This is a genomic window from Luteibacter sp. NPDC031894 (genome assembly GCF_050273135.1).
Taxonomy (GTDB): Bacteria; Pseudomonadota; Gammaproteobacteria; order Xanthomonadales; family Rhodanobacteraceae; genus Luteibacter.
Map to the genome: position 1 here is coordinate 648807 of NZ_JBNNMV010000001.1, position 18049 is coordinate 666855.

General features: G+C 65.7%; 16 protein-coding genes. 8 read left to right on the forward strand and 8 right to left on the reverse strand.

The window, feature by feature from the left end; translation table 11 throughout:
• Positions 1–49: 49 nt before the first annotated feature.
• Together ACQKIE_RS03130 and tviB are read right to left on the reverse strand one after the other, a co-directional pair.
• Positions 50–1060 carry an NAD-dependent epimerase gene (locus ACQKIE_RS03130; RefSeq protein ID WP_427455672.1) on the reverse strand — a complete coding sequence of 337 codons (1011 nt, stop codon included), beginning with the start codon at positions 1058–1060 and terminating at the stop codon, positions 50–52.
• 14 nt (positions 1061–1074) lie between these two features.
• Positions 1075–2355: a Vi polysaccharide biosynthesis UDP-N-acetylglucosamine C-6 dehydrogenase TviB gene (gene tviB / locus ACQKIE_RS03135; RefSeq protein ID WP_427456788.1), complete on the reverse strand. Its 1281-nt coding sequence runs from the start codon at positions 2353–2355 to the stop codon at positions 1075–1077.
• A 340-nt stretch (positions 2356–2695) separates the two neighbouring features.
• Between tviB and ACQKIE_RS03140 the strand changes: the two genes are divergently transcribed.
• The 3 genes from ACQKIE_RS03140 to ACQKIE_RS03150 all read left to right on the forward strand — a co-directional run bounded on the left by ACQKIE_RS03140 (position 2696) and on the right by ACQKIE_RS03150 (position 6631).
• Positions 2696–3346, forward strand: coding sequence for a response regulator (locus ACQKIE_RS03140; RefSeq protein ID WP_427455674.1), 651 nt, complete (start codon positions 2696–2698; stop codon positions 3344–3346).
• Entirely contained in the window at positions 3343–5634 is a 2292-nt protein-coding gene (locus tag ACQKIE_RS03145) for a hybrid sensor histidine kinase/response regulator (protein ID WP_427455676.1), read from the forward strand. Before ACQKIE_RS03140 ends, ACQKIE_RS03145 begins: the two co-directional genes overlap by 4 nt.
• Positions 5635–5767: 133 nt before the next feature.
• Positions 5768–6631 carry an aldo/keto reductase gene (locus ACQKIE_RS03150; RefSeq protein WP_427455678.1) on the forward strand — a complete coding sequence of 288 codons (864 nt, stop codon included), beginning with the start codon at positions 5768–5770 and terminating at the stop codon, positions 6629–6631.
• Between the two features lie 18 nt (positions 6632–6649).
• On the opposite strand, the gene ACQKIE_RS03155 is transcribed toward ACQKIE_RS03150, so the two are convergent.
• Together ACQKIE_RS03155 and ACQKIE_RS03160 are read right to left on the reverse strand one after the other, a co-directional pair.
• Positions 6650–7951 (reverse strand): NAD(P)/FAD-dependent oxidoreductase, encoded by a 1302-nt coding sequence (locus tag ACQKIE_RS03155; RefSeq protein ID WP_427455680.1) that lies wholly within the window; start codon positions 7949–7951, stop codon positions 6650–6652.
• A gap of 49 nt (positions 7952–8000) precedes the next feature.
• Positions 8001–9470 (reverse strand): hypothetical protein, encoded by a 1470-nt coding sequence (locus ACQKIE_RS03160; RefSeq protein WP_427455682.1) that lies wholly within the window; start codon positions 9468–9470, stop codon positions 8001–8003.
• 156 nt (positions 9471–9626) lie between these two features.
• Between ACQKIE_RS03160 and ACQKIE_RS03165 the strand changes: the two genes are divergently transcribed.
• Positions 9627–10094, forward strand: a complete 468-nt coding sequence (locus tag ACQKIE_RS03165; protein ID WP_427455684.1) for a DUF1203 domain-containing protein — start codon at positions 9627–9629, stop codon at positions 10092–10094.
• A gap of 56 nt (positions 10095–10150) precedes the next feature.
• Positions 10151–10300 (forward strand): hypothetical protein, encoded by a 150-nt coding sequence (locus ACQKIE_RS03170; RefSeq protein ID WP_427455686.1) that lies wholly within the window; start codon positions 10151–10153, stop codon positions 10298–10300.
• Here the strand turns inward: ACQKIE_RS03170 and ACQKIE_RS03175 are convergent.
• From ACQKIE_RS03175 to ACQKIE_RS03185, 3 genes are all read right to left on the reverse strand, one after another.
• The gene (locus ACQKIE_RS03175) at positions 10288–13194 is read right to left on the reverse strand and encodes a TonB-dependent receptor (protein ID WP_427455688.1); all 2907 of its coding nucleotides are present in this window, start codon (positions 13192–13194) and stop codon (positions 10288–10290) included. The genes ACQKIE_RS03170 and ACQKIE_RS03175 overlap by 13 nt on opposite strands.
• Positions 13195–13337: 143 nt before the next feature.
• Positions 13338–14159, reverse strand: coding sequence for an alpha/beta fold hydrolase (locus tag ACQKIE_RS03180; RefSeq protein WP_427456790.1), 822 nt, complete (start codon positions 14157–14159; stop codon positions 13338–13340).
• Between the two features lie 245 nt (positions 14160–14404).
• Positions 14405–14788, reverse strand: a complete 384-nt coding sequence (locus tag ACQKIE_RS03185; protein ID WP_427455690.1) for a TraR/DksA family transcriptional regulator — start codon at positions 14786–14788, stop codon at positions 14405–14407.
• 164 nt (positions 14789–14952) lie between these two features.
• Here ACQKIE_RS03185 and ACQKIE_RS03190 point away from each other — a divergent pair, with 164 nt between their 5' ends.
• From ACQKIE_RS03190 to ACQKIE_RS03200, 3 genes are all read left to right on the forward strand, one after another.
• Complete coding sequence (locus ACQKIE_RS03190) at positions 14953–15405, forward strand: nuclear transport factor 2 family protein (RefSeq protein WP_427455692.1); 453 nt, start codon at positions 14953–14955, stop codon at positions 15403–15405.
• 75 nt (positions 15406–15480) lie between these two features.
• Positions 15481–16827 (forward strand): hypothetical protein, encoded by a 1347-nt coding sequence (locus ACQKIE_RS03195; protein ID WP_427455694.1) that lies wholly within the window; start codon positions 15481–15483, stop codon positions 16825–16827.
• Positions 16828–16923: 96 nt separating this feature from the next.
• Positions 16924–17691 carry an SDR family NAD(P)-dependent oxidoreductase gene (locus ACQKIE_RS03200; RefSeq protein ID WP_427455696.1) on the forward strand — a complete coding sequence of 256 codons (768 nt, stop codon included), beginning with the start codon at positions 16924–16926 and terminating at the stop codon, positions 17689–17691.
• A gap of 69 nt (positions 17692–17760) precedes the next feature.
• On the opposite strand, the gene ACQKIE_RS03205 is transcribed toward ACQKIE_RS03200, so the two are convergent.
• The gene (locus ACQKIE_RS03205) at positions 17761–17967 is read right to left on the reverse strand and encodes a DUF2795 domain-containing protein (protein WP_427455698.1); all 207 of its coding nucleotides are present in this window, start codon (positions 17965–17967) and stop codon (positions 17761–17763) included.
• Between the last annotated feature and the right edge of the window lie 82 nt (positions 17968–18049).

Consider the following 18049-nt stretch of genomic DNA (forward strand, 5'->3'; position numbering starts at 1 on the left):
GCGCGGGCTCGCGTCGCCGTCGAGGGCGCTTGTTGTTATGGGGCGCATCCTATGCACGGTAGTAGCCTCGGTACCAATCCACGAAACGCCCCACACCGTCCTGCACGTCCACTTTCGGCGCGTGCCCGGTGGCCTGGACGAGGGCGGAAACGTTCGCTTCGGTGTCGGGGACATCGCCCGGCTGCAAGGGCAGCATCTCAAGGCGCGCGGTCTTGCCGAGGCATTTTTCGAGCACTTCGATGTAACGCAGCAGTTCCACCGGCTTCTCGTTGCCGATGTTGAAGATTCGGTACGGCGCCACGCCGCTGGTGCCGGGATCGGGACGCTCACCCGACCAGTGTGGATCGCGGACGGGTACGAGTTCGAGCGTGCCGAGCACGCCTTCGACGATGTCGTCCACATAGGTGAAGCTACGCTTGTGCCGACCGTGGTTGAACACACGCACCGGTTCGCCCGCGAGGATTGCCCGGGTGAACAGGAACAACGCCATGTCGGGCCGGCCCCAGGGACCGTAGACGGTGAAGAAGCGCAGGCCGGTGCAGGGGAGGCCGTAGAGATGGGCGTAGGAATGCGCCATCTGCTCGTTGGCCTTCTTCGTCGCGGCGTAGAGCGTGAGTGGGTGCTCTGTCGGCTGGTGTTCCGAGAACGGCATGCGGGTATTGGCGCCGTAGACCGAACTGGTGGATGCGAACACGAGGTGCTCGACATTGGTGTGCCGGCATCCCTCGAGGACGTGCAGGAAGCCGGTGACATTGCTCGACACGTAAACGTGCGGGTTCTGCGCGGCGTAGCGCACGCCCGCCTGCGCGGCGAGGTGCACGACGCGCTGCGGCCGGTGCGTGGCGAACACGTGCTCCATCGCTTCACGGTCCGAGAGGTCCGCATGCACGTGCGTGTAGCCAGCGCGACCCTCGAAATGGGCCAGTCGCGCCTTCTTCAACGACACGTCGTAGTAGTCGGAGAGGTTGTCCAGGCCGATGACTTCCTCGCCGCGCTCCAGGAGACGGTTTGCCACGTGGTAGCCGATGAAGCCCGCGGTGCCGGTAACCAGGATCTTCATGCGGCGTCCATGGGTCAGAGCCGGCCGTCCACCGCGTCGCGGGGCAACACGTACTTCACGTCATAGACCACGGAGAGAGGCTTTCCAAAGGCGCGGATGCCCTCCGCGCCCAGCGCGACGAACTCACGATGCCCGACCGCGATCACCACCGCATCGTAGGCACCGTGCGCCGGTTCGCTCACCGGATCGATGTCGTATTCATGCCGTGCCTCGCTGGCGCGCACCCAGGGATCGTGCACGTCCACCGCGACGCCATAGCCACCCAGGGCGCCGACGATGTCGACCACGCGGGTGTTGCGCAGGTCCGGGCAGTTTTCCTTGAAGGCCAGCCCGAGCACGAGCACGCGTGCATGCACCGGATTGATGCCCTTGCGCACCATCAGCTTGACCAGCTCGGCGGCGATGTACGGCCCCATGCTGTCGTTGGTGCGGCGTCCGGCGAGGATTACATCGGGATGGTGCCCGACCTGCTGCGCCTTGTGGGTGAGGTAGTACGGGTCGACGCTGATGCAATGGCCGCCCACGAGACCCGGGCGGAACGGCAGGAAGTTCCACTTGGTGCCGGCGGCCTCCAGCACTTCGAGCGTGTCGATGCCCAGCTTGTTGAACAGGATGGCGAGGTCGTTGACCAAGGCGATGTTGAGGTCGCGCTGGGTGTTCTCGATGACCTTGGCGGCCTCGGCGACCTTCAGTGAACTGGCGCGATGGGTACCGGCGCCGATCACCGATCGGTAAAGCGCATCGACGAAATCCGCTGCTTCGGGCGTGGAGCCGGAGGTGACCTTCAGGATGCTGCTCACCCGATGCGTCTTGTCGCCGGGATTGATCCGCTCCGGGCTGTAGCCGGCGAAGAAGTCCTGGTTGAAGACCAGTCCGGAACCGCGTTCGAGGATAGGTACGCAGACTTCCTCGGTACAGCCAGGGTAGACAGTGGATTCGTAGACGACCACGTCGCCGCGCTTGAGAACCTTCGCCAGGGTCTCGCTGGCGCGAATCAGCGGCGTCAGGTCGGGGCGACGGGCCTCGTCGATCGGAGTGGGCACGGTGACGATATAGACGTCGCACCCGGCAAGGTCGTCGAGGCTGCAGGAGAAGCGTAAATGAGCGCTTTCGGCCAATTCCGCGGCGTCCACCTCCAACGTGGCGTCGTGGCCGGCGCGAAGTTCCTCCACGCGCTCCGAACGGATGTCGAAGCCGAAGGTGGCGTAACGCTTGCCGAACTCCACCGCGAGCGGCAGCCCGACATAGCCCAGTCCGACAATGCCCAATCGCACGGTGTCGAGCGGGCGGGGCAGCAGGCCACCGGGGACCACCCAGGGGCGCGCGTTCGCAATGGGTTCAGCCACGCCGGCCGTGCCGGTGGCTCCTCTGCGGCTTTCTGTGTCCATGCCCGCGTATACCCCTTTGGCATCGAGAAAACCCCGTCAGGCGGGGGGCACGAAAGCGTAGCAACGCAGACCGGGATTGCCTGTATGGCTTACGGAGGTGGACGAATGGCCGATATCGTGCAGCCGAAACCCGCTATGCGCCTAGACTGATAACGTTTACAAGGGGTGCATGCCGAGCTAAGGTGCGTCCCGCATCGCCCACGAACGTGGGGTATTTGACAGACAATACCGGCTATCTGGTCCACTCATGTCCGCGCGATCCTACATCGGCTCTGTGCGCGTGGCCTTGCTGGACGACCACGCGTTCGTCCTGAAAGGGCTGATCGCACACCTCGAGAAGTCCCCGGCGATCACCATCGTCGGCAGCCATGCGAGCAGTCGCCCCTTTCGCGCCATGCTGGCCACCATGCCCGTGGATGTCGCGATCATCGACTACTCGCTGGCCCTGGACGATATCGACGGCATCGCCCTTATCAAGCAGCTGCGCGCGGGCTATCCGAAGATGAAGATCCTCGTGGTGTCCGCGCACGACCAGGGGCTGGTGATCCACAGCCTGCGCCAGGCCGGTGCCGACGGTTTCGTGGCCAAGAGCCAGGATCCGGACGACCTCATCCGCGCCATCGACGCGATCATGACCGGCAGGGATTTCCTTCCCGAGCGCAACGGGGACACGGACGAGCAACCGGCTCTGGTGCCGCTGTCGCCGCGCGAGTGGGAAGTCATCCGCCAGTTGCTGGAGGGCCTCACCGTCGGGCAGATCGCCACGCGCTCGGGCCGTAGCCTAAAAACGATCAGCACGCAGAAGTCGGCCGCGTTCCGCAAACTGCGGATTTCCTCAGACAACGAGCTCTACCTGCTGCGCGATTACATTCTCGCGTTGGATGGTGGCCCCGCGTGAGGCGCTTCGTCGTCGTCGCGCTCGGGCTGTTCGCTTTCGCCGTCATGGCGACGGAGCCTGCGAATACCGAAACGGAAGCACGAAAGCGCTGGATCGCCGACCACCCGACGCTGCGCATCGCCGTGGATCCACAGCAGGGCTCCGAGATCAGCGGTCGCTGGGCCAATCCCCTGGTGAACCAGTACCTGGCCCTGGTGTCGCGGCATACCGGGCTTCGCTTCGTCACGGTGCGCACGCGGTCGTGGGAAGAGTCGGTGCGGGCGTTCAACGAGCGGCGTATCGACATGCTGCCCTCGCTGAGTGACCGCCTGCTCGCGGCGGACGTCGGCGACCGCGCCTTGGTTTCGAAGCCGTTCTACGTCGGCCGGACGGTCATCATCAGTCGCACGGTGGGCCCGGCGGAGCTCGACATGCGCGCATTGGAAGGCCGTACCGTCGCCTTCAAGGGGGGCGGGGCATACGAGTCGTGGCTGCGTCGCGAGCATCCGTCGATCACCCGGCTTCCGCTGGCCGACATCCACCAGGTGCTGGCCGCCGTCGAGAGCGGCATCGCGGACGCCGGCCTGGGGGTGGACGTGGCGTACCATCCCATCGTGCGGCGCGACTATGCACTGAGCCTTCGCATCGCCGGCAATGTGACCGAAATGCCGATCAGCGTGCGCGTGGCCGTTCGCAAGGATGCGCCCGAGCTGCTCGCGATCATCGACGACAGCCTGCGCAACATCGGTCCCGACGACAGTCGCGCGGTCATCGAGCGCTGGCTCGAGACCGCCTATCTCCGTGCGCCGACCTTGTCGCAAGTCGCGTCCGCTTATCGCGTCGAGATCGGCCTTGGCGTTGCCCTCATCGTCGTCCTCGTCTTCGCCCTGTGGCAGTTGCGACGTGCCCAACTCGCATCGCGCCGCGGCGAGCGGCAGAAAACCATGCTCCTGGCGGTCATGAGCCACGAGGTGCGCAACGCCGTGAATGCAGTGGTTTCATCGGTGGACCTGCTTTCGCGCACGCCGATGGACGGCGCCCAACGGGACCTCATGGCCATCGCCCAGTCGAGCAGCCGCAGCCTGCGGAACCTGCTGAAGAGCGCGCTGGATTACACCCGTTCGGAGAGCGAGGGATTCACATCCGACCTCGCCGCATGCGACGTCATTGCCGTGGCGCGCGAAGTCATCGACGGGCAGCGCGCCGCGATCGAACACAAGGGGCTGGCGGTGCGCCTCGACCTGCCCATGGGCGCATTGCCCTGGCTGCTGCTCGACGAGACCCGCGTCCGCCAACTCATGGAGAACCTGCTGTCCAACGCGGTGAAATTCACCGAGCACGGCCATGTCGGCATGGCCCTATGGCAAACCGCCAACGAGGGCACGGACGAGGTTCGCTACTTCGTGCTCGAAGTGTTCGACACGGGCATCGGTGTGCCGCCCGCGCGTCAGAGCGAACTCTTCCGGCCCTTCTCGCAGGCGCATGGCGCGCACTCCCGGCGGATGGGCGGCACCGGCCTTGGCCTCGGCATTTGCGCGGAAATCGTGCACCAGCTTGGCGGCAGGCTCGACCTGAGCAGCGATCCGGGCAGCGGCACCTCGGTGCGTGTCGAACTCCCGACCAGCCGCATCCCGGTGGCTCCGGTGGCCGCTGAGGCCATCGAGGCCGCGAAAGCGCAAGCGCCCGAAGTCAAGGGGACGGTCCTTCTGGTAGAGGACCACCCGGCGAACCGGCAGATCATTGCCGCGCAGCTGGCGTTCCTCGGTTACGGCACCCATGCCGTGGACCACGGCCAGGCCGCCATCGACGCCTTCGTTCCGGGCGCCTTCGCAGGCGTGCTGCTGGATTGCGAGTTGCCCGACATGCAGGGCTATGACATCGCGGCCGAGTTGCGTGCGCGGGAAGTCGCGGCTGGCGGCACGCACACGCGCTTCATCGCCATCTCGGCGCGTGACGGCGAGGCACACGTGCGGCGTTGCGAGGAAAGCGGCATCGACGCCGTATTGGGCAAGCCGTTATCCCTGGACGGCCTCCGCGACGCCATCGCCGGTGCGCGAGGCACATCGATCGCCGAACGCACGTTCCGTGAAGAGGCCGTGCACGACATCGCCGCCATCCGGGCGGCCCTGCAGGATGCCTCGCCCGAGCGGGCCCTGCACGTGACGCACCGGTTGAAAGGCGCGGCGCTCATCCTCGGCGAAACGGCACTCGCGCGGGACGTGGAGCGGATGGAAGCCCTCCTCCAGGCGAGGCCGATGGCTCGCGGCGACATCGACGAACTCCTTGGTCAAATCGTCTCCCGCTTGTAAAGGCGCGGATCGACCAAGCGCGGTGCGCCGTCTTTCGCTAGTTATTCCGATTCTCCCGCCGCGACCTTTTGCAGGCCGGGAACCGTCCCCAATGTCTTTGGATCACAGCTTTCACCACATGACGGAGCCTCACATGAGCAACATCGACGCATCGGCGAGCGGCACGTTCAGGATCGGCGGCGACCTCGAGGTCAATCGCCTCGGGTTCGGGGCCATGCGCATCACCGGGAAGGGCATCTGGGGCGATCCCTCGGATCCCAAGGCGGCGCGCGCGACACTGGCGAAGCTGCCGGAACTCGGGGTGAACCTGATCGATACCGCGGACAGCTACGGCCCGTACGTCAGCGAAGACCTGATTCGCGAGGTCCTGCATCCGTACAAGGGCATGGTCATTGCGACCAAGGGCGGCCTCACCCGGCACGGGCCTGATATCTGGATGCCGGTCGGTCGTCCGGAGTACCTGCGCCAGTGCGTGCTCATGAGCCTGCGTCGCCTGGGCGTGGATCGTATCGACCTGTGGCAGTTGCACCGCATCGACGCCGCCGTGCCGCGCGACGAGCAGTTCGGCGTCATCCGCGACATGCAGAACGAGGGCCTCATCCGCCACGTCGGCCTTTCCGAGGTGAGCGTGGAGGAAGTCCAGGCGGCGGCGAAGTTCTTCAAGGTCGTGACGGTGCAGAACCTCTACAACCTCGGCAACCGCCAGAGCGAGGACGTGCTCGACTACTGCACGGAGCAGGGCATCGGTTTCATTCCGTGGTTCCCGCTCGCGGCCGGCGAGCTGGCGAAGGAAGGCTCGGTCCTTTCCTCGATCGCGAAGAAGCTCGGCGCGACGGACGGACAGGTGGCGCTGGCGTGGTTGCTCAAGCGCTCGCCGGTGATGCTGCCAATCCCGGGCACGGGTAGCCCGGATCACCTGGAGGAGAACGTCAAGGGCGCGTCGTTGACGCTTTCGCAGGACGATTTCGAGGCGCTCGAGCACGCCGTGAAGAAGTAACGGCGCCCATAACGGAAGTCAGTGCAACTTCACCGGGGGCAGGGTCGTATCCCGCAGCCGGTCGGCCAGCCAGAGCGCATTCGCCTTCGTCCAGCCATGCAGCGCCACGCGGTGCATGTGTTGCAACGAGACGTACAGGAGCTTTGCCAGCCAACCGCGCATCGGGATAGGGCCCGCCTTGTGCACCACCGACGGGAGTTCGCCGGTGGCCCGGTATTCGCCGAGCGAGACCAGCGTCCCCTTCGAGTGGTAAACGAACGGCGGCACGGCCTCCCCGCCGATGGCCCGCGGAAGGACACGAGCGAGGTAGTTGGCCTGCTGGTGCGCGGCCTGCGCCGTCGGTGGCACGGTACCGCCGTGCGGTATCGCGGCGAATGCGCAGTCACCGATGGCGTACACATTCGCTACGCCCTGTGCGGCCAGTCGTTCGTCGACCACGATCCGCCGGTCTTTCGACAAGGTGAACGGACCCAGGTCCGCGACGATGGCATGCCCCGTGATGCCGGCGGCCCACACACGGACATCGCAAGGGACCGTGTGGCCATCGGACAGATGGAACGCGCCTTCGGTCACGGCGTCCACGCCGACACCCACGCGTACATCGACGCCCATCTCCTCGAGAGTGCGTTGCGCCGATGCTGACGTCCGCGGGTCGACCGCGGGCAGCACGCGCGGCGCCATGTCCATCAGGGTGATGTCGAGTTTCGATGCGCCGGACAGGCCGCCATAGCGATGCATGTCGTTGAAGGCATGGTGCAGTTCCGCGGCCAATTCGACCCCGGTGGCACCCGCCCCGACGATGCCGATGCGAATGCGCCGCTGCGGGTCGCCCGCACTGCGCAGGGCGAGGGCGAGGATCTTCCGTCGCAACGCCACCGCTTGCGCCGGGCTGTCCAGCATGTCGCAGTACTCGAGCACGCCGGGCGTGCCGAAGTCGTTCACGCGGCTGCCGAATGCCAGGACGAGCGTGTCGTAAGGCAACGACCGTGGCGGCAGGATCAATTCATCCGTCACGGGCATGCGGACTTCGTCGAGCGCGATGCGCCGTGCGTCGGTGTCGACATGCGCCAGTGCACCCGGCTCATAACGGTAGCCATGGGCCTGCCCATGGGCGAGGTACGACACGGCCTCCTCGCCGTCGCCGAGCAGGCCCGCGGCGAGTTCGTGCAGCCTCGGTTTCCAGAAATGGCTGGCATCGCGGTCGACGAGGACCACCGCCATGTCGCGACGTTTACCCAGCCTCGTCGCCAGCTCGATACCGGCCGCGCCGCCGCCGACGATGACGACATTATGCGAGCGGTGTTCCTCAGGCGTTGCCATCGCGAGTCTCCGGGTCTAACCGCCTCACAGCATACACAGCGGGGGGCTCCTACGCAGGTGGCAGCGCTGCAATCCACCGCTCCAGCGTCGCCGTATTGGTGAGGTCGCCGTCGTAGGGATACTTCGGAAGCAGCGGAACGTTGTTCCCACGCGTGCGCCCACGGTACACCTTCATCGCGGCATTGAGGTGGCCGATGCCGCTGGGCAGGGTGGCGCGTCGGTTATCCATGTATAAGGTATCCGCCGATGTCTCCGCGCCCACATGTATCGCACCGAGCGCCAGCCAAAGGTCGGCCGCGTCGAGGCAGGCGGAACCGCATCCGCTGTCGGTGACCATGACGACACGTGCCTTCGGAGCCGGCAGCGAGGGATGCTCGGTCTTGGCTTCCACGTCAGGCGGTGCGCGCCAGTAAGGTTTTCCATCCTGCACGGCTTTGCCCATGCCGTCGACGATCAGATCCGCCCACTGCAGCATCCGCTTGGACGATCCCGGTGTCTTGCGCAGTTCCTCCGCGAACTCGTGGATCGAGGCGATGTTGGCGGCGGACGCGCGCCAGTCCACGATGTCTTCCTTGTCGGTAGCGGCGACGGCGGCCTCACCCCAGATCGCCTCGGCGACCTGTCGGCTCCAGTCCGACGAACCGCCGTTATTGCCACGCAGGTCGAGCACGATGCGAGGAGCCGACACGATGGCGGCGCGTTCGGCGCGCAGGCGTGCGATGAGGGGCTCGAGAGCTTTGGCGGCCGGCCCGTCCGGGGCCCCGTTGAAGTCGCTGAGGGTGATCCAGACCGTGCCGTCGGGCCACGTGCGCATACCGATGGGATCGCGTTCGCGCCGGTAAGTCGCCTTCAGACGCTGCTCGACCGCAGCGCTTTCGATCGGACGCCAAGCCAGCGTTACTGTCCTGGCATGGCCGTCGACATCAAATACACAGCGGGAGGGACGCGAGATCCACGGATTGTCGTGGTCCAGGAACACGTTGCCGCCATACGACAGGCGCTGCGCGCGCAGCTGCCATCGACCGACAAGGCTACCCACGTTGTCGGCGGCGACGCGGCTTGCGGGTTTGCCGTCGCACGAAACGAGCGTGGCGCCAAGCGGTAGGGGCGCGTCGTCGGCGCGGGTCACTACGCGTTGCGCATCGTCGCGGCTGAACGCCGTGAGGAAGCCCGGCCAGCGCCAGGGCATCGACGGCTGGTCATTCGCCGGGACGTTGAAAGCCAGGTGCCCGTCGTCGAAGCTTGCGGCATAGGCGCGCATGGCGAAGAAGTAGCCCGCGAAGCCGTGAGTACGTTTCGCGCGGTCCAGGGCCATCGCCAGTCCGCGATCGTTTGCGATGGCGAATGCCGGGTTCAGGGGGTCCACGGAGCCCGGATGGTTGGCGGCGAGGTCGTCATGCATCGCCTGCGCATCCTGGCGAAGGGTGGCGCTCCAGTCCGTGGTGGTGGTGGCAGGCATGGTGGATGCGCTCACGGCAAGCGGAAGCAGGCAGGCCCATCCAGCGATTCGACGCATCATGATTTCTCCTTGTGGGTCCGGTGATCTTCGGCAGGCAGGCGCGCGAGGGTCAAGGTACGAAGGTCATGCATGCCGTCCGGCGGGGCGCAAGATCCGGATGGCCGGAGCCGGCTCGGGAGCGGACGATGGATCCATTCCCGAACAAGGAGCACCACCATGTCCTTCCGCATTACCGGTCTCGACCCGAAACCCTTCCTTTCCCTCTATGGCCTCGATGACGCCGCATTGAAGGCGCGCGGCGTGGTCCGCATGCAGGCGTCCGACGACACAGGCTATCCCGAACGCGTCGAGCTGCGGAACGCGAGCTGTGGCGAGTCCTTGCTCTTGCTCAACTACCTCCATCAGCCGGCCGACACACCGTACCGTTCCAGCCATGCGATCTTCGTCCGTGAAGGCGCCACGGTTCCCTACGATGCCTGCGACGAGGTCCCCGAACCGCTGCGCGCGCGCACCATCTCCCTGCGCGGCTTCGATCGAAAGCACTACATCGCCGACGCACTGGTCGTGAACGGCGAGCAGCTGGCCGACGCCATCGAACGGCTGTTCGCAACGGAGTCGGTGAGCTACCTCCACGCGCACTATGCCGGCTACGGCTGCTACGCGGCGCGCGTCGACCGCGCCTGAGCCATCGGGCGAGTGAGTGGCGTATAACGTGGTCGTTCCCAGCGGGAGGCGACCTCATGCAAAGCGAAGACGAACCCACTGTCTGCCCGATCTGCCAGGGCAAGGGCTTCCTCGTCCACGTGGACGAGGAAGTCTGTTGCCAGGTCGAGGTCGCGTGCTGGGCGTGTTCCCAGCCGGACGAAAAGCCGCCCGGTCAGAGCTTGTAGTTCACCCCGAACATCACCGTCCGTCCGAACTTGTCGTACTCGAGCGGTCGCGCGACCTTGACGCTGTTCGGCAGTGCCGCGATCTGTTGCGTCTTCATCGGTGAATTGGTGAGGTTGTTCACCTGGAGCAGGATCGACAGGCCATTCCACGTGCCGTGCTCGAAGGCATAGCCCAGCTGGAAGTCGGTCTGCCTGTCGGCCAGCACCTGGGTGTACCCGAGCTGGTCGAACAACGCCACGGCCTCGCCGGTGAACGACGAGCGATAACGCTCCGCGATGCGCACCGACCACCCATACTTTTCGTAGTACAGGGCCAGGTTGGCGACCTTGCGAGAAAGGCCGGGCAGGGTGGAGGGGCTGCCCGCAATGCTCGATACCGCGCTAACCGGCAGCGTGCTGTTGGTCAGCGAGAAATTCGCCTGCACGCCGAAGCCGTCGAGTGCGCGCGTCAACAGGCCCAGCTCCAGCGCGCCGGAAAGCTCGAGGCCCTGCATCTTGCCGCCCGTGCCGTTCTCGGGCCGGGTGAACGAACCGATCGTGCTCGTGGGGGTGAGCGTGGGATTGTCGTTGACGTAGTTCGAGAAGTCGTAGTCGAGCGTGGTCTGGTTGTAGATGTAGTTCAGCAGGTTTTTGTTGAACACCGCCGCGGCCACGTAACTCGCCGTGCCGAAGTACTTCTCCCACGACAGGTCCGCACCCACCGCGATGTACGGCTTGAGCTTCGGATTGCCGCCGCTGCCCGACCAGAGCACCTGGCCAGCGGCGGGACCATCGTTGACCAGCGCGACGCCAGCCGACGTGGCCACCTTCTCGTCGTCGATGCGGCCGCGCGCCATGGTCTTGGCCAGGCCGAAGCGCAGGTACTGCTTGTCCGCGATCTCGGCCACGAGGTTCAGGCTCGGCAGCACCTTGGTGTACCGGGTGCCGTCGGAAATGCGGCCGACGAGCGCGTCGCCGTTGGTCTGGAAGGCTTCCGACGACTGGTCCGTGCGCACGGCTTGCACGCCCACGTTGCCGCGCAACGGCACATCGCCGAGCGTCGTGTCGATGTTGAACTTCACGTAGGCGACCGGGACCTTTTCGCGAACCGTATAGTTGCGGCTCCAGTCGGACTGCCCGTTGCGCTGGGTGAGATAGAACTCGTTCCCCAGCGCGCCGAGCACGTCGTAATTGACGATGCCAGGAATACCGCCGTAGCTGAGGTCGGTGATGCCGCGCAGGTAGGAGGGGGCGATGGGCGCGGCGAAGCCGGGGACGTACGTATCCTCCGTGGCGCCGTTCCCCTTCAGCCAGGCGAAAGAGACATCGGCTTCCTTGGTCTTGCTTCGGTCCGAGTAATTCACGCCCAGGGTCGCGTCGGCGAAGATCCAGCCGACCGGATGGCTCACCTCGAGCCGGAAGGCCTTGATCGTGTCCTTCTGCTTGTCGAACTCCTGGCGGCCGTTGTAGCCGTAGTCATTCGGGTCGGTGAAAAAGATCGCCGAGGGATCGGCGAAATCCACGCCGGGACGAAAATCGGGAAACCCCTCGTGCTCGGGCGTGGCGAAGTCGGTGGACGTCGTCGCCTGGCCGGGGAGGCCGGCGAACAGGTACGCGTCGTGCAGCCGCTTCTTCGCGCTCGAGTACGACGCGTCGCCTGTGACCACCCACCCGTTGCCGAAGTCGTACTGATTGTTCCAGCCCGCCGAGAACAGCCTATCCTTTTCCTTGGTGTACTCGTTCTGCAAGACGGACTTGAGCCCGTCGATGTGGCCGGTGGTCACGATCGGATAAGGCAGTGCCGGCACATAGCCGACGTTCGAATAGGCGATTCCTGGATCGTACGAGCTGCTCGACCACTGCGCACCGTTGAGGTACGTCTTCTGGTCGAATGTGGAGTAGTACAGGTCCAGCGTCGAGTGGTAATGGTCGTCAGGTGCCCACTCGAGCACCGTCATGAGGCCGTTGCGCAGCTGGTTCTCGGACTTGGCGCGCAACTGCATGCCTTGCTGCGACAGCACGTTGTCCGGCATGCCGGGCGTATGCGGCGCCCCCCAGTTCGTCTCCGCGCCTTGGGAGCCGTTGTTGAGGTTCCACCACCAGGCCTGGTACTGCTTTTCCTGCACCGGCGAATCGAGCTGTGCCAACCCCACGGCCAAGCCCAGCGTGTGGTCGAAGTACTGGTCGATATAGGAGAAGCTCGCACGATGACCGGTGTCGCCCACGCCGGTGCCGTGATTGAGGCTGCCGTGCGAATTGTTTTCGCCACGGACGTTGGCGGCGAACGCGCGCTTGGGCAGATCCAGCGGCCTGATGGTGTGGAGGTCGACGGTACCGGACAGGCCCTGGCCGATGAGGCTCGCATCGGGGGTCTTATAGACGGCCGCACCGCTGATGAGTTCGGACGGGTACTGGTCGAAGTCGACGCCGCGATTCTCGCCGATCGTCGCCTGCTCGCGGCCGTTCAAGGTCGTGCCGGCGAAGTCCGGCGACAAGCCGCGAATGGAGATCTGGTTCGCCCGTCCATCGACGCGTTGCGTGGCGAGTCCGGACAGGCGTGCGAGGCTTTCGGCGATGCTGCTGTCCGGCAGCTTGCCGATGTCCTCGGCGGAGATCGCCTCGATGATGTTGTCGGAGTTCTGCTTCGCCTTGATCGCGTTCTGGATGCTCCCCTGGATGCCGGTGACGACCACGGCGTCGAGATTGCTGGCGGCGTCGGGGTTCGGGTGGCGCTTGGGTTTCGTCGCCGTGTCCGCGGGTGTGCCGGGCGGGGTGGCCGTTGGGTCCTGTGCTGGCTGTTCCTGCGCGAAAGTGCTGCCCGAGGCGAAGGACAGCGCCGCGGCACAGGCGAGAGCCAGCGGCCTTACAGGAACGGCGGGCACGGCTAAGCCGCGCGACAGGTGGCGACGAATCATTCGATTGCTCCCCGCAAGTTATTACGACGCCCCCTTGGCGCCGGTGCGCGGAGAATGGGGGAGCGACACAGGAGTGTCATCCTGCGTCGCAACAGAATGCGGGTTTATCGTTCAGTTCGCGTTGACACGCTCTTCACCCTGAGTCACGCCTTGATGAAGGCCAGCAAGTCGTTGTTGAGTTCTTCCGCATGGATCGTCAGCATGCCGTGCGGGTAACCCTTGTAGACCTTGAGCTCGCCCTTCTTCAGCAGCTTCACCGACAGCGGCGCCGAATCGGCGAAGGGGACGATCTGGTCGTCGTCGCCGTGCATCACGAGCGTCGGCACGTCGATCTGCTTGAGGTCCTCGGTGAAGTCGGTTTCGGAGAATGCCTTGATGCAGTCGTAGTGCGCCTTGATGCCGCCGATCATGCCCTGGCGCCACCAGTTGCCCACCGTGCCCTCGTTCGCGGTCTTGCCGGGGCGGTTGTAGCCGTAGAAAGGGATCGGCACTTCGCGGTAGAACTGCGCGCGGTTCGCGGCGAGCGCCTTGCGGAAGCCGTCGAACACGGAGATGTCGAGGCCGCCCGGATTCGCTGCGCTCTTCACCATGATCGGGGGCACGGCGCTGACCAGGACGGCCTTCGCGACGCGGCCCTTGCCATGCCTCGCCACGTAACGAGCCACTTCGCCGCCACCCGTCGAGTGCCCGATGTGGACCGCGTTCTTCAGGTCCAGGTGCTCGACCAGCGCGGCGACGTCGGCGGCGTAGGTGTCCATGTCGTTGCCGGTATCGGTCTGCGTGGAGCGGCCGTGCCCGCGGCGGTCGTGCGCGATGACGCGGAAACCCTGGGCGAGGAAGAACATCATCTGGGCATCCCAGTCGTCCGCGCTCAAGGGCCAGCCGTGGTGGAAGACGATCGGCTGACCGTTGCCCCAGTCCTTGTAGAAGATCTGGGTTCCGTCTTTGGTGGTGATGAACGGCATTTTTGTTTCCTTCTTTCCAGTGGTTTTTGCGGTGGGGGCGGCGTTTGCCGGTGCGGACGCGACGATCCCGCCCATGCCGGCCAGCGCGCCAGCGGCGAGTACGCCGGCGCCGATGACGAAGCTGCGGCGTGCCGGATCGGGCGCCGATTCAAGGGATTCGGTCACGGTCCTGTCTCCTCTGATGGGTCCCCGCCTTTTTAGGCGCTGGGCCCGTATCCGGATAGGACGCGCGTGCTTTCTTTTTCTCAGCCGCGACGCGCGAGGCGCTCCCGATCGGCGGCTTCCTCGACGGTGAAGCAGGTTTCGGGCACGGCCTCGAGCCGCTCGCGCGGTATCGCTTCGCCATTGCCGTCGGACACGCCGTAAGTGCCTTCGTCGATCTTCTCCAGCGCGCGCTCGACGGAAAGCAGCCGCGTCTCGTTATGGGCGAGCACCGCCTCGTCGTTGGCCTGCTGCGCGAAGCGCTCGCCGTCGTCGCCGGCGTCCTGCGGTTCGCCGCCCGCGGCGGTCTGGAGCGCCTGTTCGTCCGTTCCCGCAGCGTCGCCCACATCGATCAGTTGCCGGCGGAGGTCCAGGAGACGGGCCTTCTGGCGTGCGAGGAAATCGACATCTAAAGGCGTGGCGGTCATCGGGGAGCTCCTGGGAAAAGGACGGTATAGCAGCCACCTGGTGACGTGGCTTGTCGATTCCTCCCGCGGCTGCCGTCGGCGCCGGGATGCCGAAAGGCCCATGGTGCGGCCTGGAGCCGGGCCGCTAGGATGGCTGGACGCCATCACGCGCCTGGGGAGATCGCATGAACGCACGTCCTTTCGTCACTGTCGGTACGGCCGTATGGCTGGCCCTTGCCGCCGCGCCCACGTTCGCCGCCACGAAGGACGAGGCCGCGGTGCTCGCTCCGGTCCAGGCGATGTTCGACGGCATGGCCAAGTTCGACCAGGACGCCATGCGCGCCACAGTCCAACCTGAGGGAAGCGTGGCGCTGCTGCGCAAAGGCAAGCTCGTGCGGATGACGCTCGGCGAGTTCATCAGCCACATCAAGCCCGGGAAGGACGCCATCGAGGAGCGCATCCACGATCCGCTGGTCCGCATCGACGGCGACCTGGCCATGGTATGGACGCCGTACGAGTTCCTGGTCAACGGCCAGGTGAAGCATTGCGGCACCGACCTCGTGCACCTGGTGCGCACGGAGGGCCGTTGGGTCATCGCGGGCATCGCGGACAACAGCCGCGACGAGTGCCCGAAGTAACCGAAAGCGACCACTCAAGTTTCCATGCCGCCTGCCGTCAAGCGACGTAGCCCACGGAACGACGGGAAGCGAGGCATGATCGGGAGCGTATCGACAGTGACGGGCGGCGTGTACGCGCCCGCGGTGCGTGCGGCAGCCGTCACCGTACCCGTGTCGGTGGCCGACGGGCCACCGTCCGTCGTGGTCACCCTCGGTGCCGAACAGGACGTCGCGCCCACTTACTCCCTGGGGGGACTCGTGCCGCCGGCTGGGCGCGCTTCCGCGTCCGACGCGCTCACGACCGCGACCCTCACGGTCCGAACGGCGAGCGGCAAATCGGTGGTACTCGACGTCACGGGCGACGAGGGAAGCCAGGACATCGGCATCCGCAGCGACGCGACGCTCGACGAAGGAGAACTCGCCGCGGTGGGCAAGCTCGCCCGAGCCTTCCAGGCCGCGCTCACCGGCATCGTCTCGAACCCGCCCCACATCGATCTCGATGGGCTCGCGCGATTCGACGCCGCAACCTTCTCCGCGGTCGACCTGGCCGTGCAGACGGTCGACCTAGGTCAGGCGCCGGTGCGTTTCGCCTTCCATGCCGATGCCGCGTCACGCACTCTCACGCTGTCGAATGGGTCGGGCGTGATCGACATCGGCGTGGACATGGGCTCCCCCGCCATCCTCGGCTCAACCGGGCAGCGCGCCGAGGCCCTGGCCGGCTATCTGCGACAGTTCGACACCGCCACGTCGCGCGGGCAGGGCGATCGGGCGTTCATGGACATGTTCAAGGATGCTTTCACCCAGCTGACCGCCGTACCGGACACGAGCGCGCAAGGCGTGCTGCCGACCGCTGGTGCGCTGTCGCGTGGCGCGCACGCCATGCTTACCGGCCTGCCGGACTTCCATGCGTCGATGACACAGGCATCGAGTGCCTCCAATCCCTACAAGCCGGCCGAGAACGACGGCTTCTCGTACGACGTATCGCAGGAAACGAAGATTAGCGGCAACGGCCCGTTGGATTGGGGGGTGTCCCAGCACCTGCACGCGCAGTTGAGCGCCGCGTACCATTCGCCGCTCACGCCCGATGCCTCGTTGATGCTCACGCTGGATCCGAAATCGCAGAATTACTACTACACGCGGATCGACGATGTCGCCGACAGCCAGACCGACATAGCGTACGAAAAAGGGCGGCTGATGAAAGCGTCGATGACCCGATCCGCCAGCGAGACGACGGATAGGTCTAAATATGTCATGGGGAAGCTGGTTGAGCAGACGGCGACGCCGTACAGCAAGTCGGCCACACGCGACCTGCTCGGCCTCCTGCGTTCGGTGGAGGACGACGGCTCACCGCCGACGCGGCAACGCCAAGCCGAGCGCGACCGTGTATATGCGGGCGTGCACGCGGGCATTGGCCTGGAATCGGATCCGGGCCGCATCGCATAGCGGCGTCCATGGCGCGATCTTCACCGCCGAAAGTCGCCGCGCATACATGGCCGTCCGCAGCATCGAGGTCTTCACCGTGCAGCAGGCAGACCGGACATGAGACTCCAGAACAAGAAAGCCGTGGTGACGGGCGCGGACAGCGGTATCGGGCGCGCGATCACCGAGACCTTCGCGCGCGAAGGCGCCGACGTGGTGGTGCACTACCGGAGCGACAAGGACGGGGCGGAAACGACGCTGCGTGCCGTGCGCGACACGGGCCGGCGTGGTGAGATCGTGCAGGCCGACCTGGGCGACACGAGTGCCGTCACCGCGTTCTACGACGAAGCGTGCAAGGCGTTCGGCAAGCCCGATATCTGGATCAACTGCGCGGGCATGGGCTCATCCGCATCGTCGTCACTGGAGATCGATCCCGACGCGTTCCAGAAGGTGATCCAGGTGGACCTGGTCGCGCCATGGCTCCTGTGCCAGGCGGCCGCGCGCGACATGTGCGCCGGCAGTGGCGGCGCCATCGTGAACGTGACGTCTGTCCACGAGGAGATCGTGGCCCCCGGAAGCGCTCCTTATGACGCCGCCAAAGCGGGACTCCGCTCCGTCACGCGCACGCTGGCGCTCGAACTGGCGGGGAAGGGCGTACGCATCAACAACGTCGCGCCCGGCATGATCGCGACCGAGATGACCGCGGACCGGCTCGACGACCCGAAGAAGAACGAGCAGGCGCGCTCGCAGATTCCCATGCATCGTCCCGGTGAACCGCAGGAAGTGGCCAACGTGGTCCTGTTCCTCGCGTCGGACGAAGCCAGCTATGTCACGGGGAGCAGCTACTTCGTGGATGGCGGCCTGATGGTACACATCGGCGGGGCCTGATCGGCTCCGTCGTCGGATGCACGGCACCGGGCGTACTCGTGCGCCCGGTGCCGCATTCCTGCACATCGGCTATTCGATGTTCCCGTAGCTCTTCATGACTTCCTGCGGACCGCCGTACTCCTGATCGTCCAGCTGTTCGATCACGTCCATCACCTCTTTCGGCGCACCGTTCTCCCGGGCGCGCCCGACGAGCGTCGCCTTGTCGGCGGGATAGCTGACGCCTTCGAGGTACGTTTGAATGTTTGCCGGGGATTTGCCGCCTACACCTCGTGTCATGACCGACCTCCTGTGTGTTGGGGATGCCGAAAGCATGGCGGTCGATGCGTGAGCCGTGGGTGGCACGTGTCGACGGCGAACG